This window comes from Tannerella serpentiformis (assembly GCF_003033925.1).
GTDB classification, from domain to species: Bacteria; Bacteroidota; Bacteroidia; order Bacteroidales; family Tannerellaceae; genus Tannerella; species Tannerella serpentiformis.
The window spans coordinates 789434-804809 of sequence record NZ_CP028365.1; the positions used below are offsets into that span (position 1 = coordinate 789434).

The 15376-nt window shown below is 53.6% G+C and carries 12 protein-coding genes and 1 tRNA gene; 5 read left to right on the forward strand and 8 right to left on the reverse strand.

Annotated features, from left to right (window positions below):
* Window positions 1-3: 3 nt before the first annotated feature.
* From C7123_RS03275 to C7123_RS03300, 6 genes are all read right to left on the reverse strand, one after another.
* Window positions 4-747, reverse strand: coding sequence for a MotA/TolQ/ExbB proton channel family protein (locus tag C7123_RS03275; RefSeq protein ID WP_038001358.1), 744 nt, complete (start codon window positions 745-747; stop codon window positions 4-6).
* A 111-nt stretch (window positions 748-858) separates the two neighbouring features.
* Window positions 859-946: transfer RNA gene (locus C7123_RS03280), tRNA-Ser, on the reverse strand.
* A 143-nt stretch (window positions 947-1089) separates the two neighbouring features.
* Window positions 1090-1878 (reverse strand): TatD family hydrolase, encoded by a 789-nt coding sequence (locus C7123_RS03285; RefSeq protein WP_069176413.1) that lies wholly within the window; start codon window positions 1876-1878, stop codon window positions 1090-1092.
* 13 nt (window positions 1879-1891) lie between these two features.
* Entirely contained in the window at window positions 1892-2872 is a 981-nt protein-coding gene (locus C7123_RS03290) for a polyprenyl synthetase family protein (protein WP_069175760.1), read from the reverse strand.
* Between the two features lie 129 nt (window positions 2873-3001).
* Window positions 3002-3697 carry an energy transducer TonB gene (locus tag C7123_RS03295; RefSeq protein WP_037983564.1) on the reverse strand — a complete coding sequence of 232 codons (696 nt, stop codon included), beginning with the start codon at window positions 3695-3697 and terminating at the stop codon, window positions 3002-3004.
* A gap of 216 nt (window positions 3698-3913) precedes the next feature.
* Complete coding sequence (locus C7123_RS03300) at window positions 3914-4198, reverse strand: hypothetical protein (protein ID WP_069175761.1); 285 nt, start codon at window positions 4196-4198, stop codon at window positions 3914-3916.
* A 212-nt stretch (window positions 4199-4410) separates the two neighbouring features.
* On the opposite strand from C7123_RS03300, the gene pckA reads away from it, so the two are divergent.
* Both pckA and C7123_RS03310 read left to right on the forward strand, forming a co-directional pair.
* Complete coding sequence (gene pckA, locus C7123_RS03305; protein WP_069175762.1) at window positions 4411-6015, forward strand: phosphoenolpyruvate carboxykinase (ATP); 1605 nt, start codon at window positions 4411-4413, stop codon at window positions 6013-6015.
* Between the two features lie 113 nt (window positions 6016-6128).
* A complete protein-coding gene (locus C7123_RS03310; protein WP_083206950.1) occupies window positions 6129-6413 on the forward strand; it encodes a GNAT family N-acetyltransferase in 285 nt (94 codons plus the stop codon).
* A gap of 449 nt (window positions 6414-6862) precedes the next feature.
* On the opposite strand, the gene C7123_RS03315 is transcribed toward C7123_RS03310, so the two are convergent.
* Together C7123_RS03315 and pdxH are read right to left on the reverse strand one after the other, a co-directional pair.
* Window positions 6863-7261, reverse strand: coding sequence for a VOC family protein (locus C7123_RS03315; RefSeq protein ID WP_069175763.1), 399 nt, complete (start codon window positions 7259-7261; stop codon window positions 6863-6865).
* A gap of 12 nt (window positions 7262-7273) precedes the next feature.
* Window positions 7274-7924 carry a pyridoxamine 5'-phosphate oxidase gene (gene pdxH / locus C7123_RS03320; protein ID WP_069175764.1) on the reverse strand — a complete coding sequence of 217 codons (651 nt, stop codon included), beginning with the start codon at window positions 7922-7924 and terminating at the stop codon, window positions 7274-7276.
* An 825-nt stretch (window positions 7925-8749) separates the two neighbouring features.
* On the opposite strand from pdxH, the gene C7123_RS03330 reads away from it, so the two are divergent.
* From C7123_RS03330 to C7123_RS12840, 3 genes are all read left to right on the forward strand, one after another.
* Window positions 8750-12085 carry a SusC/RagA family TonB-linked outer membrane protein gene (locus tag C7123_RS03330; RefSeq protein ID WP_069175766.1) on the forward strand — a complete coding sequence of 1112 codons (3336 nt, stop codon included), beginning with the start codon at window positions 8750-8752 and terminating at the stop codon, window positions 12083-12085.
* A gap of 48 nt (window positions 12086-12133) precedes the next feature.
* On the forward strand, window positions 12134-13861 hold the full coding sequence (locus C7123_RS03335) for a RagB/SusD family nutrient uptake outer membrane protein (protein ID WP_069176415.1): 1728 nt from the start codon (window positions 12134-12136) through the stop codon (window positions 13859-13861).
* Window positions 13862-15038: 1177 nt separating this feature from the next.
* The gene (locus C7123_RS12840) at window positions 15039-15188 is read left to right on the forward strand and encodes a hypothetical protein (protein ID WP_159049820.1); all 150 of its coding nucleotides are present in this window, start codon (window positions 15039-15041) and stop codon (window positions 15186-15188) included.
* Window positions 15189-15376: the final 188 nt, after the last annotated feature.

Consider the following 15376-nt stretch of genomic DNA (forward strand, 5'->3'; position numbering starts at 1 on the left):
GTCTTACTTTTTGTATTTCACATTGTACTTGATAACCATATCGAGCAATGTAATCGACGCATCTTCCATCTTATTCAGAATAGCTTCCAATTTGCTCAACAGATAGTTATAGAAAACCTGAAGGATCAATGCAACGATCAAACCACCGACCGTAGTGATCAAGGCTACCTTCATACCACCGGCAACAACCGTCGGACTAATATCACCAACACGCTCAATCTTATCGAACGCCATGATCATACCAACGACTGTTCCCAAAAAGCCCAATGACGGTGCCATCGCGATAAACAGGGTAATCCAAGACAGATTCTTTTCCAACAGTCCACTCTGCACACCACCATAAGCGACAATAGACTTCTCTACAACATCGATCCCTTGATCGATCCTCATTAATCCTTGATATGCAATAGAAGCTATCGGGCCTCTAGTATCTCGAGCAATAGCTTTTGCGCCATCTACATCTCCTCGATCGAGTGCAGCCTCAATATCGTTCAACATACCGTTAGGATTCACATCCGCCAAGTTCAAGTAGATGATTCGTTCCAAGACGAATGCTAGACCCAAAATCAAAGCGATAGCAACGAAGCTCATGAAGTCTGCACTACCTTCAATAAACTTCGTCTTTAATGCTTGATGAACTCCTCCCTCAACGGGAGCTGCAGCCTCTGCCGCTTCTTGTGCAAATGCTACTGTAGAGATACCCGCGGCCAATACACCCAAGAAGGCTTTCGTAAACAACTTTTTCATAGTGATGATAATTTGGAATTAATGCCTGAATTTTACTTTGATGAATATACTTATTGATTAGAAACTTCGCTTGTTCGCGCTTCTTATTTTTATCTTTCTACCGTTTGCTTGCGGAGAAAGCGGGATTCGAACCCGCGATACGCTTTTGGCGTATACACGCTTTCCAGGCGTGCCTCTTCAACCACTCGAGCATCTCTCCTTTCTTATTAATCGCCCTCATTCTTTCTGAAAACGAGTGCAAAGTACGGAAAAAAACATGACACGCAAACTTTTTGCTGGTATAACTTAGTTTTCCTTGATGTCATCATCTCTTCCATAATACGTCAACACATTATGTAGACGTCAATTAGATGTAGGAAATGGAATATCAAACAGGGCCAATGTGTTCTCTCTTGTAAGATCTGCCACTGCCTCCTCTGATATCTGCAATTCTTCCGCCACCTTCCTTACGACTTCTACGAGAAAAGCTGGCTCATTCCGTTTTCCTCGATACGGTGAAGGAGATAAATATGGCGCATCTGTCTCTAATAAAAGCATCGTTGATGGTACCATCCGTATAATATCAGACAATGCAGACTTTTTGAAAGTAACGATCCCATTAACTCCTATCTTGAATCGCTGCATGCGCTTTATTTCCTCCAATTCATCGACCGTCCCTGAAAAGCAATGAAAAACACCTTTCAATCTCTCCGCTCCTACCTTATATATGCAGTCAAACACTTCTGAAAAAGCGTCACGAACATGAATGCTTACAGGAAGATTCATATCGACACTCCACTTCAACTGTTCTTCGAACACAATCCTTTGCTCTTTCAGATACGCCTGTTCCCAGTGTAAATCGATTCCAATTTCACCAATTCCACAATAAGGACGCTTTGTCAACATTTTCTCTATCGCCTGTAGTTTTGACGAATAGTGAGAGTCCACACTTGTCGGATGTACCCCCATCATCGGAAAGGCAAATTCAGGATGCTCATCACATAAGCAAAACATCGGAGCAATGCTCGACTCGTCTATATTTGGTAATAGTACGGCCGTCACTCCAGCAGCCTTTGCTCGTTCTATTACTATATCCCGATCACTGTAAAAATCCTCGGCGTAAAGGTGGGTATGACTGTCTATCAACTTCATTGCAGCCATGTTTTTACTTTGCTCGATCTATCAGCAGACTGCAAACACGGAGTAGCTCTTGGCTTCTTTCCTGATTTACACTCAACCGTGCTAATTCACTCCCAGCGAGATCATAATGATACTTTATCCTGCTTTGTGTACGCTCCCTCAGCTTCAATTCATCATATATACTGGTGATCACTGATATTTTCTCATTCGCAGTGTAAACTGAATCGTTCTCTTTTCTGTAATGCGCTATGCAAGTCTTTTGCTCATCTGTTGCAAGCTGATACATGAGCACTGACAAAAAGGTCTTCTTGTCGCACAGAATATCACCTCCTATATTTTTTCCGAATGTACTCGTATCACCGTAGACATCCAACATATCATCTTGCAACTGGAACGCTAACCCGATATGGATTCCAAAACGATAAAGCACCTCTGCGTCATGCACGGATGCACCACCGATTAATGCTCCCATCTTCAAGCTGCAAGCCAATAATACGGCTGTTTTCAGGCGGATCATCTCCATGTATTCTTCTTCCGTCACATCGTCACGCCGCTCAAACTCCATATCGAACTGTTGACCTTCACAGATTTCAAGCGCCGTCTGCGTAAACAGATCCAAGACAAGCTTTAATGATGAGGACGGGGTCTGTCCAATCAGACGATAGGACACGATCAACATGGCGTCACCTGAAAGCACGGCCGTATTTCTATCCCATTTCACATGGACGGTCGGCTGATTGCGACGTTTTTTCGCCTCGTCCATCAAGTCGTCATGCAGTAGCGTGAAGTTGTGGAACATCTCCACCCCCAAAGCCGACGACATCGCACACTCTATATCATCTCGGTAAAGATTGCAGGCCATTAGCACAAAAGCTGGCCGCAAACGCTTCCCACCTTCAGACAATGTGTAGACGATCGGATCGAAAAGACTTTGTGGAGAATCATCGAAACGCAACTGATGGATGGCCTCTTCAATCGCCTTGAGGATGTATTCAAATGACAACATAGCAACGGTTGTAGCAGAGAGATAATTAGAAAAGGTCGCTCTCTTCGGGGAGGGAGAACGACCTTTTTCTTTTTAGTTCATCATCGTCTGCTATTTTGCACGTGAGTGAGGTACGTTCAATGGGGGGTATTATTGCTGCAGGCGGAACGTTACGGGAAGTGTAAACTTCACACGTACAGGCTTGCCACGCTGCTTACCAGGCTTCCATTTCGGCATGGAATTGATCACACGAAGCGCCTCTTTATCGAGAGCTGGATCAATACCACGGACCACCTGAGCATCTACAATCGTACCGTCTCTGTTCACAACAAACGTACAAGTAACACGTCCTTGAATGCCATTTTCCTGCGCTACAACAGGATACTTAATTGACTTAGCGATATAGCTCATCAATTCAGCCTGTCCACCCGGAAACTCCGGCATTTCCTCTACCACTACAAAAATGTGCTGTGGAGACTCTTCTTCTTCCTCATGCGTTACCGCAGGAGGAGTATAAACCTGCACCTGGGCTGCTTTCTGATTGTCCTCGGAAGATATCAGGTCATTATTCGCAACCTGCACATTATCTTCTACCACATTCAGCACTTCAGCCACATTGGGCACATCGGGAGGAGGGGGAGGGGGAGGCGTCTCATCCTGCCTTGTGATATCCATCTCTTCCTCCGCGATAACATCGCTGATCCCTTCGTCTTTCTGAACGACCTGATCTTGGGTACCCCATTCAAACCCAACGAACAGAACAGCCAAGCCCACGACCAACCCCATGAGGATGCCTAGGCCCTTACTACCTTCAAGATCTGCTTTTGGCGATTTCTTGACTTCCATGAGTTATCTATTTAAAGAGTGATTATTCGTCTATCTTCTTATCGGAGGCAAAGATAGAGAAAAATGAATGCGACAACCGAAGCTGCCAAAAAATTCAAAGCTGAGACAAAACAAACGCAACCAAACGAAAACGACGAAAATTGAGGAAGACTAGTGGGTTTAGGGGAAACATGAAAGACCTTACTCAGCGCGAGTTCAGTCTAAGCCATCTGCTTTTTATACCCCATCGTTAGGAGACTCATCGGCCATGATAGTCCTGGCGACAGTGTCGCCGAAGCTCTCATCGACCATGATAGTCCTGGCGACAGTGTCGCCGAAGCACTCATCGACCATGATGGTCCCGGCGACAGTGTCGCCGAAGCTCTCATCGGCCATGATGGTCCTGGCGACAGTGTCGCCGGGGCACTCATCGACCATGATAGTCCTAGCGACAGTGTCGCCGGGGCACTCATCGACCATGATAGTCCTGGCGACAGTGTCGCCGGGGCACTCATAGACCATGAGGGCCTCGGCAAAGCCTTCACAGACTTCTAACTCATGTCATTTTACAGAGGGGAGAAGGGCCTATCCTCAATTACGGAAATATTTCTCTAATTACCCCGTAGCCGTATCGGAATTGTCGTACTTTTGCCTGCGTCTTCAGGAAAAGGACGGAAAAGCACGCCCCTTCGGACATGAAGACGCGATTGTTTTACACATTATATATTAGAGACATGGCAAAACTCGATTTGACGAAGTACGGTATCACGGGTACCACGGAGATTGTGCACAATCCTTCTTACGAGGATCTGTTTAACGAAGAGATGAAGCCCGGTTTGGAGGGCTATGAAAAAGGTCAGCTGACGGAGCTGGGTGCAGTGAACGTTATGACGGGCATCTACACCGGGCGATCGCCGAAGGATAAGTTTATCGTCATGGACGAGACGAGTAAGGACACCGTATGGTGGACGTCGGAGGAATACAAGAACGACAATAAGCCGGCATCGGCCGAGGCGTGGAATGCGGTCAAGGAGATTGCCAAGAAGGAGCTGTCGAACAAGCGGCTCTTCGTAGTGGACGGCTTCTGCGGCGCCAATCGGTCGACATGTCTGAGGGTACGCTTTATCATGGAAGTGGCTTGGCAAGCGCACTTTGTGACGAACATGTTCATCCGTCCGACGAAGGAAGAGCTGGAGTCGTTCGAGCCAGATTTCATCGTCTACAACGCTTCGAAGGCGAAGGTGGAGAACTACAAGGAGCTGGGGCTTAACTCAGAGACCGCCGTGGTCTTCAACCTGACCTCCAAGGAACAGGTGATCATCAACACATGGTACGGCGGCGAGATGAAGAAGGGTATGTTCTCGATGATGAACTACTTCAAGCCGCTCGAGGGCATCGCCTCCATGCACTGCTCCGCCAACACGGACACGAACGGACAGAATACAGCGATCTTCTTCGGCCTCTCGGGCACAGGTAAGACGACGCTATCGACCGACCCGAAGCGTCTGCTGATCGGCGACGACGAGCACGGATGGGACGACGAAGGCGTCTTCAATTACGAGGGCGGATGCTACGCCAAAGTGATCAACCTAGATAAGGACAGCGAGCCAGACATCTATCGCGCCATCAAGCGCAACGCCCTGCTGGAGAACGTGACGGTAGATGCGAACGGCAAGATCGACTTCAAGGACAAGAGCGTGACCGAGAACACGCGCGTATCGTACCCGATCTATCACATCGAAAAGATCGTGAAGCCCATCTCGAAGGGTCCGGCTGCGAAGAATGTGATCTTCCTCTCTGCCGACGCGTTCGGGGTGCTGCCGCCCGTGTCTATCCTGACGCCGGAGCAGACGAAGTATTACTTCCTCTCTGGTTTCACCGCGAAGCTGGCCGGTACAGAGCGCGGTATCACCGAGCCGACACCGACCTTCTCCGCTTGCTTTGGACAGGCATTCCTCGAACTGCATCCGACGAAGTATGCCGAAGAGCTGGTGAAGAAGATGGAGCGCAGCGGTGCCAAGGCCTATCTGGTGAACACGGGATGGAACGGCACGGGCAAGCGTATCTCGATCCGCGATACACGCGGCATCATCGACGCCATCCTCGAGGGACACATCCTCAAGGCACCGACGAAGAAGCTGCCCTTCTTCGACTTCGAGATCCCGACGGAACTGCCGGGTGTTGATCCGAAGATCCTCGATCCGCGCGACACGTACGCTAACGAAGCCGAGTGGGAGACGAAGGCGAAGGATCTGGCCGGACGCTTCGTGAAGAACTTCGTGAAGTACGAAGGCAATGCAGCTGGCAAGGCGCTCGTAGCTGCGGGCCCGAAGCTGTAATCCTCCACAGTCGAGAGTTGTAGCAACTCGATTTACATGAATCGATTCAGCGTGTCTCCCTCACCTCAAAAAGAGCGCAGGGGGGCACGCTTCTTTTTATCCCCCAAAACGAAATGATACGAATAGACAGAGAAGACGACGGACGGCGTGGCCGCTTCGTCATCTATGAAGATGAGCTGTATGCCGGCGAGATGACGTACGAGTGGCAGGACGCGCGGACGATCATCGTGGATCACACAGGCGTGGAGAGCTACTTCGGCGGTAAGGGCTACGGCCGACTGCTGATTGGCGCGGGCGTGGACTTTGCCCGACGCGAGGGACTGAGGATCGTCCCCGTGTGCTCGTTTGTCAGGAAGAGCTTCGAGCGCGACGCGTCGCTGGCGGACGTGAAGGCCTGACGGCCGCGCTATATAAATAGGTATAGGGGCGCTGCCTCGGGGAGTCGTTGATGAGCGACTTCTCCGAGGTGGCGCCTCTTCTTTTTTCTTCTTGGGGACACCCTCCTCCTTTTCTTGTCTTGACACGGGGAAAAGGAGGCGAAAAGGAAGTCAAGGCGTCAGGGACGCCAACCAAGTTTGCCGGGTACACACCATAACAGCTCAAGGCGTCAGGGACGCCTGCCAAGTTTGCCGGATACGCACCATAACAGCTCAAGACGTCAGGGACGCCTGCCAAGTTTGCCGGGTACGCACCATAACAGCTCAAGGCGTCAGGGACGCCTGCCAAGTTTGCCGGGTACGCACCATAACAGCTCAAGGCGTCAGGGACGCCTGCCAAGTTTGCCGGGTACGCACCATAACAGCTCAACAACTCAACAAACCAACAAACCAACAACTCAACACCCACATCAGACGGTGATCTCGATCGTGAGACCGCCGACGGCAGCGACGACGCTTTCGTAGTATCCGTCGCCGGTGGTGCGTGGGCCGCTGAGGACTGCGTAACCGTCGTGCCGCAGCCGATCGGTCAAGGCGTCTACCTCCGCCGGGCTACCCACGCTGAGGGCGATGTGGGCGTAGCCGAGACTGTCGGCCGTGGCGGATGGGAGCAACGCCGGGCGTGTCATGATCTCCAGCCGTGCGCTGCCGCCGGGAAAGGTGAGGAAGTACGACCGGAACTGCTTCGTCGGGTTGTGGTAGAGCGGACCGGCGGTGGCATGGAAGTAACGCTCGAAGAAATCGCGCGTAGCCTCCAGATCAGCGGTGTAGAGCGCCACATGCTCGATGCGTAGCGGGGTGGGCGACATGGGGAGGAGCGATCAGGGGGCGAGGCGGTGAAGATCCCAGTGGCCATCCGGTTGGAGCTCGTAGAGGAAGCGGTCGTGCAGCCGACTGTCGCGGCCCTGCCAGAACTCGATGCGGCTGGGTGTGACGGCGTACCCGCCCCAGTTGTCGGGCCGGGGCACCTCGCGGCCGACGAAGCGCAGGCTCTCTGAGGCGAAGCGCATCATAATGTATTCGCGCGAGGGGATGGGCTGACTCTGCGGTGAAATGCGTGCCCCGACGCGGCTTTTGTAGGGCCTCATGGTGAAATAGGCGTCGCTCTCCTCGGGGCTGAGCCGCGTGACGGTGCCCTCGACATGAATCTGCCGCTCCAACTCGTGCCAGAGGAAGGTGACAGCCACGTGCGAGTTTTCGGCCATCTGTCGCCCTTTGCGACTCTCATAGTTGGAGTAAAAGACGAAGCGGCCGCCCACGACTTCCTTGAGCAGGACCGTGCGGACACTCGGCCGACCGTCTGGCGTAGCCGTGGCCACGATCATGGCGGTGGGTTCGTTGACTTTCGTTTCGAGGGCCTCATTGAGCCATTGATCCACCATTTCCAGCGGATCGTCGGGCAGTTCTTTTCGGCTCAGGCTGCGCGAGGAATACTCGCGGCGGATATTCTCTAAGTGTAAATCTTGTGCCATAGGTGTTGTTCTCTTCTATTGATGAGGGCCGCAAATGTAAACGGGGCCGCTAAATCCGTCTTCCGGTCATAAAGTATAGACCCAAGCCCTCGTCCGGCCATCCCCAAGCGCAAAAACGATCAGCAAAGTTCTCCTCCCCTTGATTAAACAGTCATTGTCTGCAGACAAAACTACCTGATACCTATTTACAAGTCCATTGTCTACGGACAAAAAGCTTATATAGGCCTATACATAGCTATTGTCTACAGACAAAATGAGTGTATATGTATTTCACCTTATAATGTCTATGGACAAATCGATTCATTAGACCTATATCCATAGATTGTCCGCAGACAATGACCTATGAAATAGATATAGACCCATTTTGTCCGCAGACAATAGAGGCTCATATATCTATACCCCCTTTTTGTCTACAGACAAATACTGCCATAACGCCTCCTCCAGCCCATTTTCAACTGTCAGCAAGTTCGCGGACGACGTACTCCTCCCCTCGCCTACCGTTGGCGACATGACCCCCATCGAAATAAGCCTCCAGACCGAGGCTTGCCCCCTCAGCCATCCGTAGAAATCACGATCCGCGGCCGTCGAATGCATCTCTGCCGCCCCGAATGCTTTTTAATCCCAAAACCGCGTTTACCTTTGTTCACGGATACAGAACGGCGAAGGGGACCAACACACCCCCCTGAAGCTGCAAGAATCAAGGAACTTATACACGTGGACAAGAAGTAATACAGAGCGAAATACGCACCCACGGCCGGGGATGATCCTGCCGGGGAGCTACCCCATATCATCAACACTTCATCATTATTTAATGCATTGCATATTATGGCAAACACAGGAAAACGAAGAACTCATTATGAGCGAATCATTGCAGCCTGGGCAGTGATTGCGCTGACGGGGGGCATGCCCCATGTCATGAAAGCGGACGGGGCGGCCCTCAGGGCGGCAACCGCCGAAATGCAGGCCGACGGCGTCGTGCACGGCGTGATCGTGGACGATAAGGGCGAGGCCATTATCGGCGCCAGCGTGCTGGAAAAAGGCACGTCGAACGGTACAATCACCGACGCCGACGGGAAATTCACGCTCCGTGCCAAAGCGGGCACGCGGCTCGTCATCTCCTACATCGGCTACCGCACCCAAGAGGTGACGGCTTCGGCCACGATGCGCATCGTACTGCATGAGGATAGCGAGCTGCTGAACGAAGTCGTCGTCGTGGGTTACGGCACCCAGAAAAAGGTCAACCTGACCGGCGCCGTGGCCACGGTCGACATCGGTAAGACACTCGAGGCGCGGCCATATTCTGACGTCTCGAAGGCGCTTCAGGGCGCCGTGTCGGGCCTCTCGGTCGTGAACAGCAGCGGTCAGCTTGGCGCCGCACCCACGATGACCATCCGCGGCGTGGGTACGCTGAGCAACAGCGCACAGAGCGCCCCCTTCATCCTTGTCGACGGGGTGCCGATGGACGACCTCTCGCTCCTCAACACGCAGGACATCCAAAGCGTCTCCGTGCTCAAGGACGCCGCATCGACCTCCATCTACGGTGCGCGTGCGGCCTTCGGTGTGATCCTCATCACCACGAAATCGGCCAGCAAAACGGATCGCACCACCGTGAACTACACGAACAACATCGCCTGGGAAACGCCCACCATCCTGCCGAACTATCCCGACGTGCCGACGCAGCTCCGCGCCCTGATCGAGGCCAACGACCGCGCGGGCGATGAGAGCGAACTCTTCGGCATGTACCTCAAGCAAATGCTGCCGGATGCGGAGAAATGGCGCGATCGCAACAACGGGCGGAAGACAGGCTATCGCGAGATGGTGCTCGGCGAAGACTTTACGCTCGACAAAAACGGCGTCGGCAGCTACTTCGCCGACTGGGACATGGTGAACATCATGTTCCGCAAATGGCGCCCCTCACAGAGCCACAACATCTCCGTGCAGGGCACAAGCGGCAAGACGTCGTACTACATGTCCGTGGGTTACAACCACGACGAGGGCGTGATGAAGTTCAACCCCGAGAAGCTGAACAAGTGGACCACGATGCTGAACGTGACCACCGACCTCACCGACTGGTTGCAAGTGGGCGCTCGCTTCAGCTACAGCAACAAGGGCATGACGGGGCCGGCCACGAGACGCACCACCTACCAATACATGTGGCGCTGGGGCAGCTTCTTCGGGCCTTACGGCACGTATAAAGGCACTGACTTCCGCAACGACATTGCCTACCGCAAGCAGGCTGGCGACCGCATCGAGAACGATGCCTTTACGCGCCTCGGAGGCTTCCTCAAGGCTACACTGGCCAAGGGATTGACGCTGAATGCAGACTACACTTTCAATGTCCTCAACCGCAACCGACGCATCGCCGAGGTGCCCCTGAAGGGCTGGAACTCATGGGGCGGTAAGCTCGACGACATCGTGTATTACACCACCTCATCGAACCTCGAAGAGCGATCGATCGTCGACCGCTCCTACGTCTTCAATCTCTACGGCAACTACCTGCTCGACGTGCAGGACGCACACCACTTCAACTTCATGCTCGGCGCCAACGCGGAGAGTGGCGAACTCGATATGCACAGCTCTACACGCAACGACCTGCTGGCCGCGGGCATGCCGGAGTTCAACCTCGCTAACGGCGACCAGTTCGTCGACGGTTCGCACTCGCACTGGGCTACGGCGGGCTACTTCGGACGTGTCAACTACGACTATAAAGGCATCTGGCTCTTGGAACTTAACGGCCGTTACGACGGCTCGTCACGCTTCCCGGCGAACAGTCGCTGGGCCTTCTTCCCGTCCATATCGGGCGGCTGGCGCATCAGCGAGCAGAGCTTCTTCGAGCCGATCCGTCGCACGATCAACAACATGAAGTTGCGCGCCTCCTACGGCGAAATCGGCAACCAGGCCGTGGGCGACAACATGTTCATCTCTACCATCGGTAAGCGCAACGATGAAAAGGGCAAGACGAGTGACAAGGAGGACGACGTCATCCATTGGTTAGGACAGGGCGGCGACCTCGTCGTGGCTTACGGCATGCCCAAGCTCGTCTCCTCGAAGCTGCGTTGGGAACGCATCCAAACGCTCGACGTGGGCGCCGACTTCGGCTTCTTGGATAACAGCCTGAACATCTCCTTCGACTGGTACCAACGCACCACACGCGATATGCTCGCCCCCGGACGCACCGTGCCGCAAGTGCTCGGCGCCAATCCGCCCTACGTCAACGCCGGTGTGCTCCGCACCCGCGGTTGGGAGCTGAACATCGACTGGCGTCACCGCTTCAATGAGGTCACGGTTTATGCCAACGCCAACCTAGGCGACTACACGACCACCATCGTAGAGTGGGACAACGACACGAAGCTGCTCAACTCCAACTACAGCGGCAAGCGCTACGGTGACATCTGGGGCTTCGAAACGGATCGCTACTTCACGAAGGAGGACTTCAATGCCGACGGCACGTATAAGTCTGGCGTCGCCTCGCAGAAAGGACTCGAGAGCGGCAAGTTCACCTACGGCCCGGGCGACATCAAGTTCAAGGATCTCAACGGAGACGGCAAGATCGACGGCGGTAAGGGTACGGCCGATGACCACGGCGACCTGAAGGTGATCGGTAACACCACGCCCCGCTATCAGTATGGCTTCCACCTGGGTGGTGAATGGCGCAACTTCGACGTCGACCTCTTCTTCCAAGGCGTAGGCAAACGCGACGTATGGACGCAGAGTGCGTTCGTGATGCCCTTCATGCGTGGCGCCGATGCGCTCTACGCGAACCAGACGAGCTACTGGACGGAGAAGAATCCGGATCAGAATGCAGACTTCCCGCGCCTCTTCCCCGGCAATGCTTCGCGCGGTACGATCAGCGTCTTGGAGCAGGGCCGCAACAACTTCTATCCGCAGACGAAGTACTTAGTCAACATGGCCTACCTACGCTTCAAAAACCTCACCGTGGGCTACACCCTGCCGCAGGCTCTGACCCGCAAGGCACACATTCAGAAGGTGCGCGTCTACTTCAGTGGCAGCAACATCATGGAGATCATCAAGCGGAGCAAAGCCCCCGTCGATCCGGAAGTGAACGATAAGGAGGAAGGCGCCGCCCTTGGCAATGCCACCTGGGGACGCATCGACCCGATGTATCGCACCTTCTCATTCGGTCTTCAGCTCACGCTTTAATCCATCTTCATTCAACCATCGTTTAATCATCACTTAAAAGGATACATGATGAAAAGAATAGCAATACCAAGCCTTTTGCTGGCCGTAGCGCTCACCTCGGCCTGCAACAGCTTCCTCGATAAAGAGCCGCTCGACATGTTCACCGACGAGAACTTCTGGGAGAGCGAGAACACCGTCGCCAGTTACGCCAACAGCTTCTACGAGCAGTTCGCGGGCTACGGCAACGGCAATTCCTACGGCGACTTCTACTTCAAAACCCTCTCTGACGACCAGGCCGGCGGATACAGCTTCGCCGACTGGACCTTCACCAACGTGCCCGCCAATAGTGCCGAATGGAAAGACGGCTGGGTGGAAATCCGACGCGCCAACATCCTCGTCGACCGTGTCGACCGTGTCAACATGCCCGACGCCGCCAAGGCACACTGGCGCGGCGTGGGCCGACTGATGCGCGCTTGGCAGTACTACAAGTTAGTCCGCGACTATGGCGACTTGCCCTGGGTCGATAAGCCCATCGACTTCCACGACGAGGCCAAGCTCTACGGCCCCCGTGAGAGCCGCGACGCGGTGATGGATAAGGTGCTCGAGGACCTCAACTACGCCTGCGAGAACATGTACGACAACACCTCCCGCACGACGCTCAACCGCAACGTGGCCTACGCCATGAAGGCTGAAATCTGCCTCTTCGAGGGCACCTTCCGCAAGTATCGCAAGGCGGAGGACGGCCAGACGGCCCCCGACGCCGCCGGTGCCACGCGCTATCTGACCGCCGCCCGCGACGCCGCCGCGCATCTGATGTCGAAGAGCTTCAAGCTGAACCCGTCCTATCAGGAGAATTACAACGCGGTCGACCTCAGCTCGAACCCGGAGATGATCTTCTACAAAGCCTATAAAAAGGATGTGATGCAACACTCACTGGTCGCCTACGTCAGCTCCTCGACGCAGCTCAACGGCATGTCGAAGGACGCCTTCGAGGCCTACCTCTTTACCGACGGCAAGCCGTTGGCCCTGACCTCGCTCGACAAGGGCGACGCCGCCCGCACCATACCCGTGACGCGCACCGTGGCCGGAAAGACGGTCCATGACACCGTCATGTCCATCAGCCACCTGCTCGCCCTACGCGACAAACGCCTCTCGGCCACCATCGACACGGCCCTCTGCTACGTCGGCCGCGGCTTCACGCGCTACGGCGTCGGCATGGCCATGACCTCCTCCACCGGCTACGGCGTCTGCAAGTACGACAACCCCGCCCTGCCTGAACGCGACCGCAACCAAACGACGCGCAACTACACGCATGCGCCGCTCTTCTGGCTCTCCGTCGTCTATCTGGAGTATGCTGAAGCCTGCGCCGAACTGGGCTCCATCACGCAGGCCGACCTCGATCGCAGCGTCAACCTGCTCCGCGATCGCGCTGGACTGCCTCATCTCAACGTCAACCCCGGCTTCGACGACCCGGCAAACAAGATGGGCGTCAGCTCACTCATTTGGGAGATCCGCCGCGAGCGCCGTTGCGAGCTGATGTTCGACAACGACTTCCGCTACTGGGACCTCATCCGCTGGCACCAGCTCGACCGCCTCGACTCGTCCACGCACCCCGACATCCTGAACGGCGCCAACATCTCGGCCGACGTGACCGACAAGCTCGTCACCCGCTCAGGCAACTACGTCAACGGTTCGAAGGGCAAGACCCGCACCTACGACAAGAAGCATTACTGGTACCCGATCCCCACGGATCAGATGGATCTGAACAAGCAATTGAAGCAGAATCCCGGCTGGTAAGGCTTCACATCGCAGCGCGAAGAGGGACGCGGGCGGACACTGGGTTCGCCCCTCCCGCTTCAGAAGCTGTTTGGAATTTATTTCGGAGGCTATCGGGAGTATGTTTCTGATGATTTTGTTTCATCATTAGACGAGCATAGCAAGCTATGTGAGGATTAATGATGGAACAAAAGGGCAGAAACAGGCCCCGATAGACCCGAAACAAGAAAGGAGAAAGATCTGCCTAAACAGCTCCTTAAATAATCACTCAATAAATTCAAAACAGCTTCTCATCCACACGGCTTTTTGTAACCACTTTTATAACATTTGATTTCGGCGGGACGCACCTGAGATAGGTCCGTTCCGCCTTTTTTGTATCCCGACCTATCCCGAGGCGATGCGCCTGCTTCTACACAAAAAGCCCCCATCGAAAGCACACCGTTTCGCCCTCCTTTTTCCCTCAGAGCAAGCTCTACACCTCAAGCCGGTTCTCCTTTTTCTCAAGCAGTAGGCGCACGGCCTCTGGTCAACTCTCCTTCTTTCCAAGCAATAGGCGAACCGCCTCGAGACAGCTCTCCTTTTCCTCAAGCAGCAGTCACACCACCTCTCGACAACTCTCCTTTTTTTCAAGTAGGACCGGCACCCTATTCATATAGTATCATATTTCTGGATATGATGGAAAACGAAGACTCGGCAAATACTATATCTCAAAAGGAGATCTCAAATCATACGCCTACACATCTATATTCCGGAATACATAGCTAATCCGTATTCCGTCCATATCACATCTCGAAATGCGCTATAAAACGAGATAGAGATTCTATTTCATTTCAAAATGCAGATACAAAATAAGACTTATATGGTAGCATATTTCCAGATACAATGGAATAAGAACATTGGATAAGAGCACATTTCAAAATGAGCTATGATATACATATCGTTCATCTATGCATTCCAAAATACATAGATCAATGAAGCCATATATATGAGCATATTTGGAAATATGCTATCAAAATAACCACATATAGCCGCGAATTTCAAGATACGGTATAGAATGAAGCCATGATCTATACACTATCAGAAAATGAGAAGACAAACGAGACCTCAGATCATAGCATATTTCAAAATATAGTCTGATCTAAATCAAGTATCAGCTCTTCTTGGAAAAAAGGAAGACCGTCCCGAGGCGGTGCACCTAATGCTTGAAAAGAAGGAGAGTCGTCGCGAGGCGGTGTGCCTATTGCTTGAGGAAAAGGAGGGTTGTCGCGAGGCGGTGTGCCTAATGCTGGAGAAGAAGGAGAGTCGTCCCGAGGCGGTGCACTTGCTGCTGGAGGAAAAGGAAGGCTGAACCGAGGCGGTGCGCCTATTGCTTGAGGAAAAGGAAAGCTGCCCCGAGGCAGTGCGCTTGCTGCTGGAGGAAAAGGAAGGCTGAACCGAGGAGGTGAGACGGCTGCTGCTGAACGGCGTGGGCTGGCGGGCCATGGGGACTGGGCCGCTTTCTGCATTCGTCGCCCGGCTTACCTTTGCCGCCCCTCA

Coding starts and splice junctions, on each gene's coding strand:
- C7123_RS03295 (WP_037983564.1), bottom strand. CDS start 3,697: ATGGAAGTCAAGAAATCGCCAAAAGCAGATCTTGAAGGTAGTAAGGGC.
- C7123_RS03285 (WP_069176413.1), bottom strand. CDS start 1,878: ATGAAGTTGATAGACAGTCATACCCACCTTTACGCCGAGGATTTTTAC.
- pckA (WP_069175762.1), top strand. CDS start 4,411: ATGGCAAAACTCGATTTGACGAAGTACGGTATCACGGGTACCACGGAG.
- C7123_RS03300 (WP_069175761.1), bottom strand. CDS start 4,198: ATGGTCTATGAGTGCCCCGGCGACACTGTCGCCAGGACTATCATGGTC.
- C7123_RS12840 (WP_159049820.1), top strand. CDS start 15,039: ATGCTTGAAAAGAAGGAGAGTCGTCGCGAGGCGGTGTGCCTATTGCTT.
- C7123_RS03330 (WP_069175766.1), top strand. CDS start 8,750: ATGGCAAACACAGGAAAACGAAGAACTCATTATGAGCGAATCATTGCA.
- C7123_RS03310 (WP_083206950.1), top strand. CDS start 6,129: ATGATACGAATAGACAGAGAAGACGACGGACGGCGTGGCCGCTTCGTC.
- C7123_RS03315 (WP_069175763.1), bottom strand. CDS start 7,261: ATGTCGCCCACCCCGCTACGCATCGAGCATGTGGCGCTCTACACCGCT.
- pdxH (WP_069175764.1), bottom strand. CDS start 7,924: ATGGCACAAGATTTACACTTAGAGAATATCCGCCGCGAGTATTCCTCG.
- C7123_RS03275 (WP_038001358.1), bottom strand. CDS start 747: ATGAAAAAGTTGTTTACGAAAGCCTTCTTGGGTGTATTGGCCGCGGGT.
- C7123_RS03290 (WP_069175760.1), bottom strand. CDS start 2,872: ATGTTGTCATTTGAATACATCCTCAAGGCGATTGAAGAGGCCATCCAT.
- C7123_RS03335 (WP_069176415.1), top strand. CDS start 12,134: ATGAAAAGAATAGCAATACCAAGCCTTTTGCTGGCCGTAGCGCTCACC.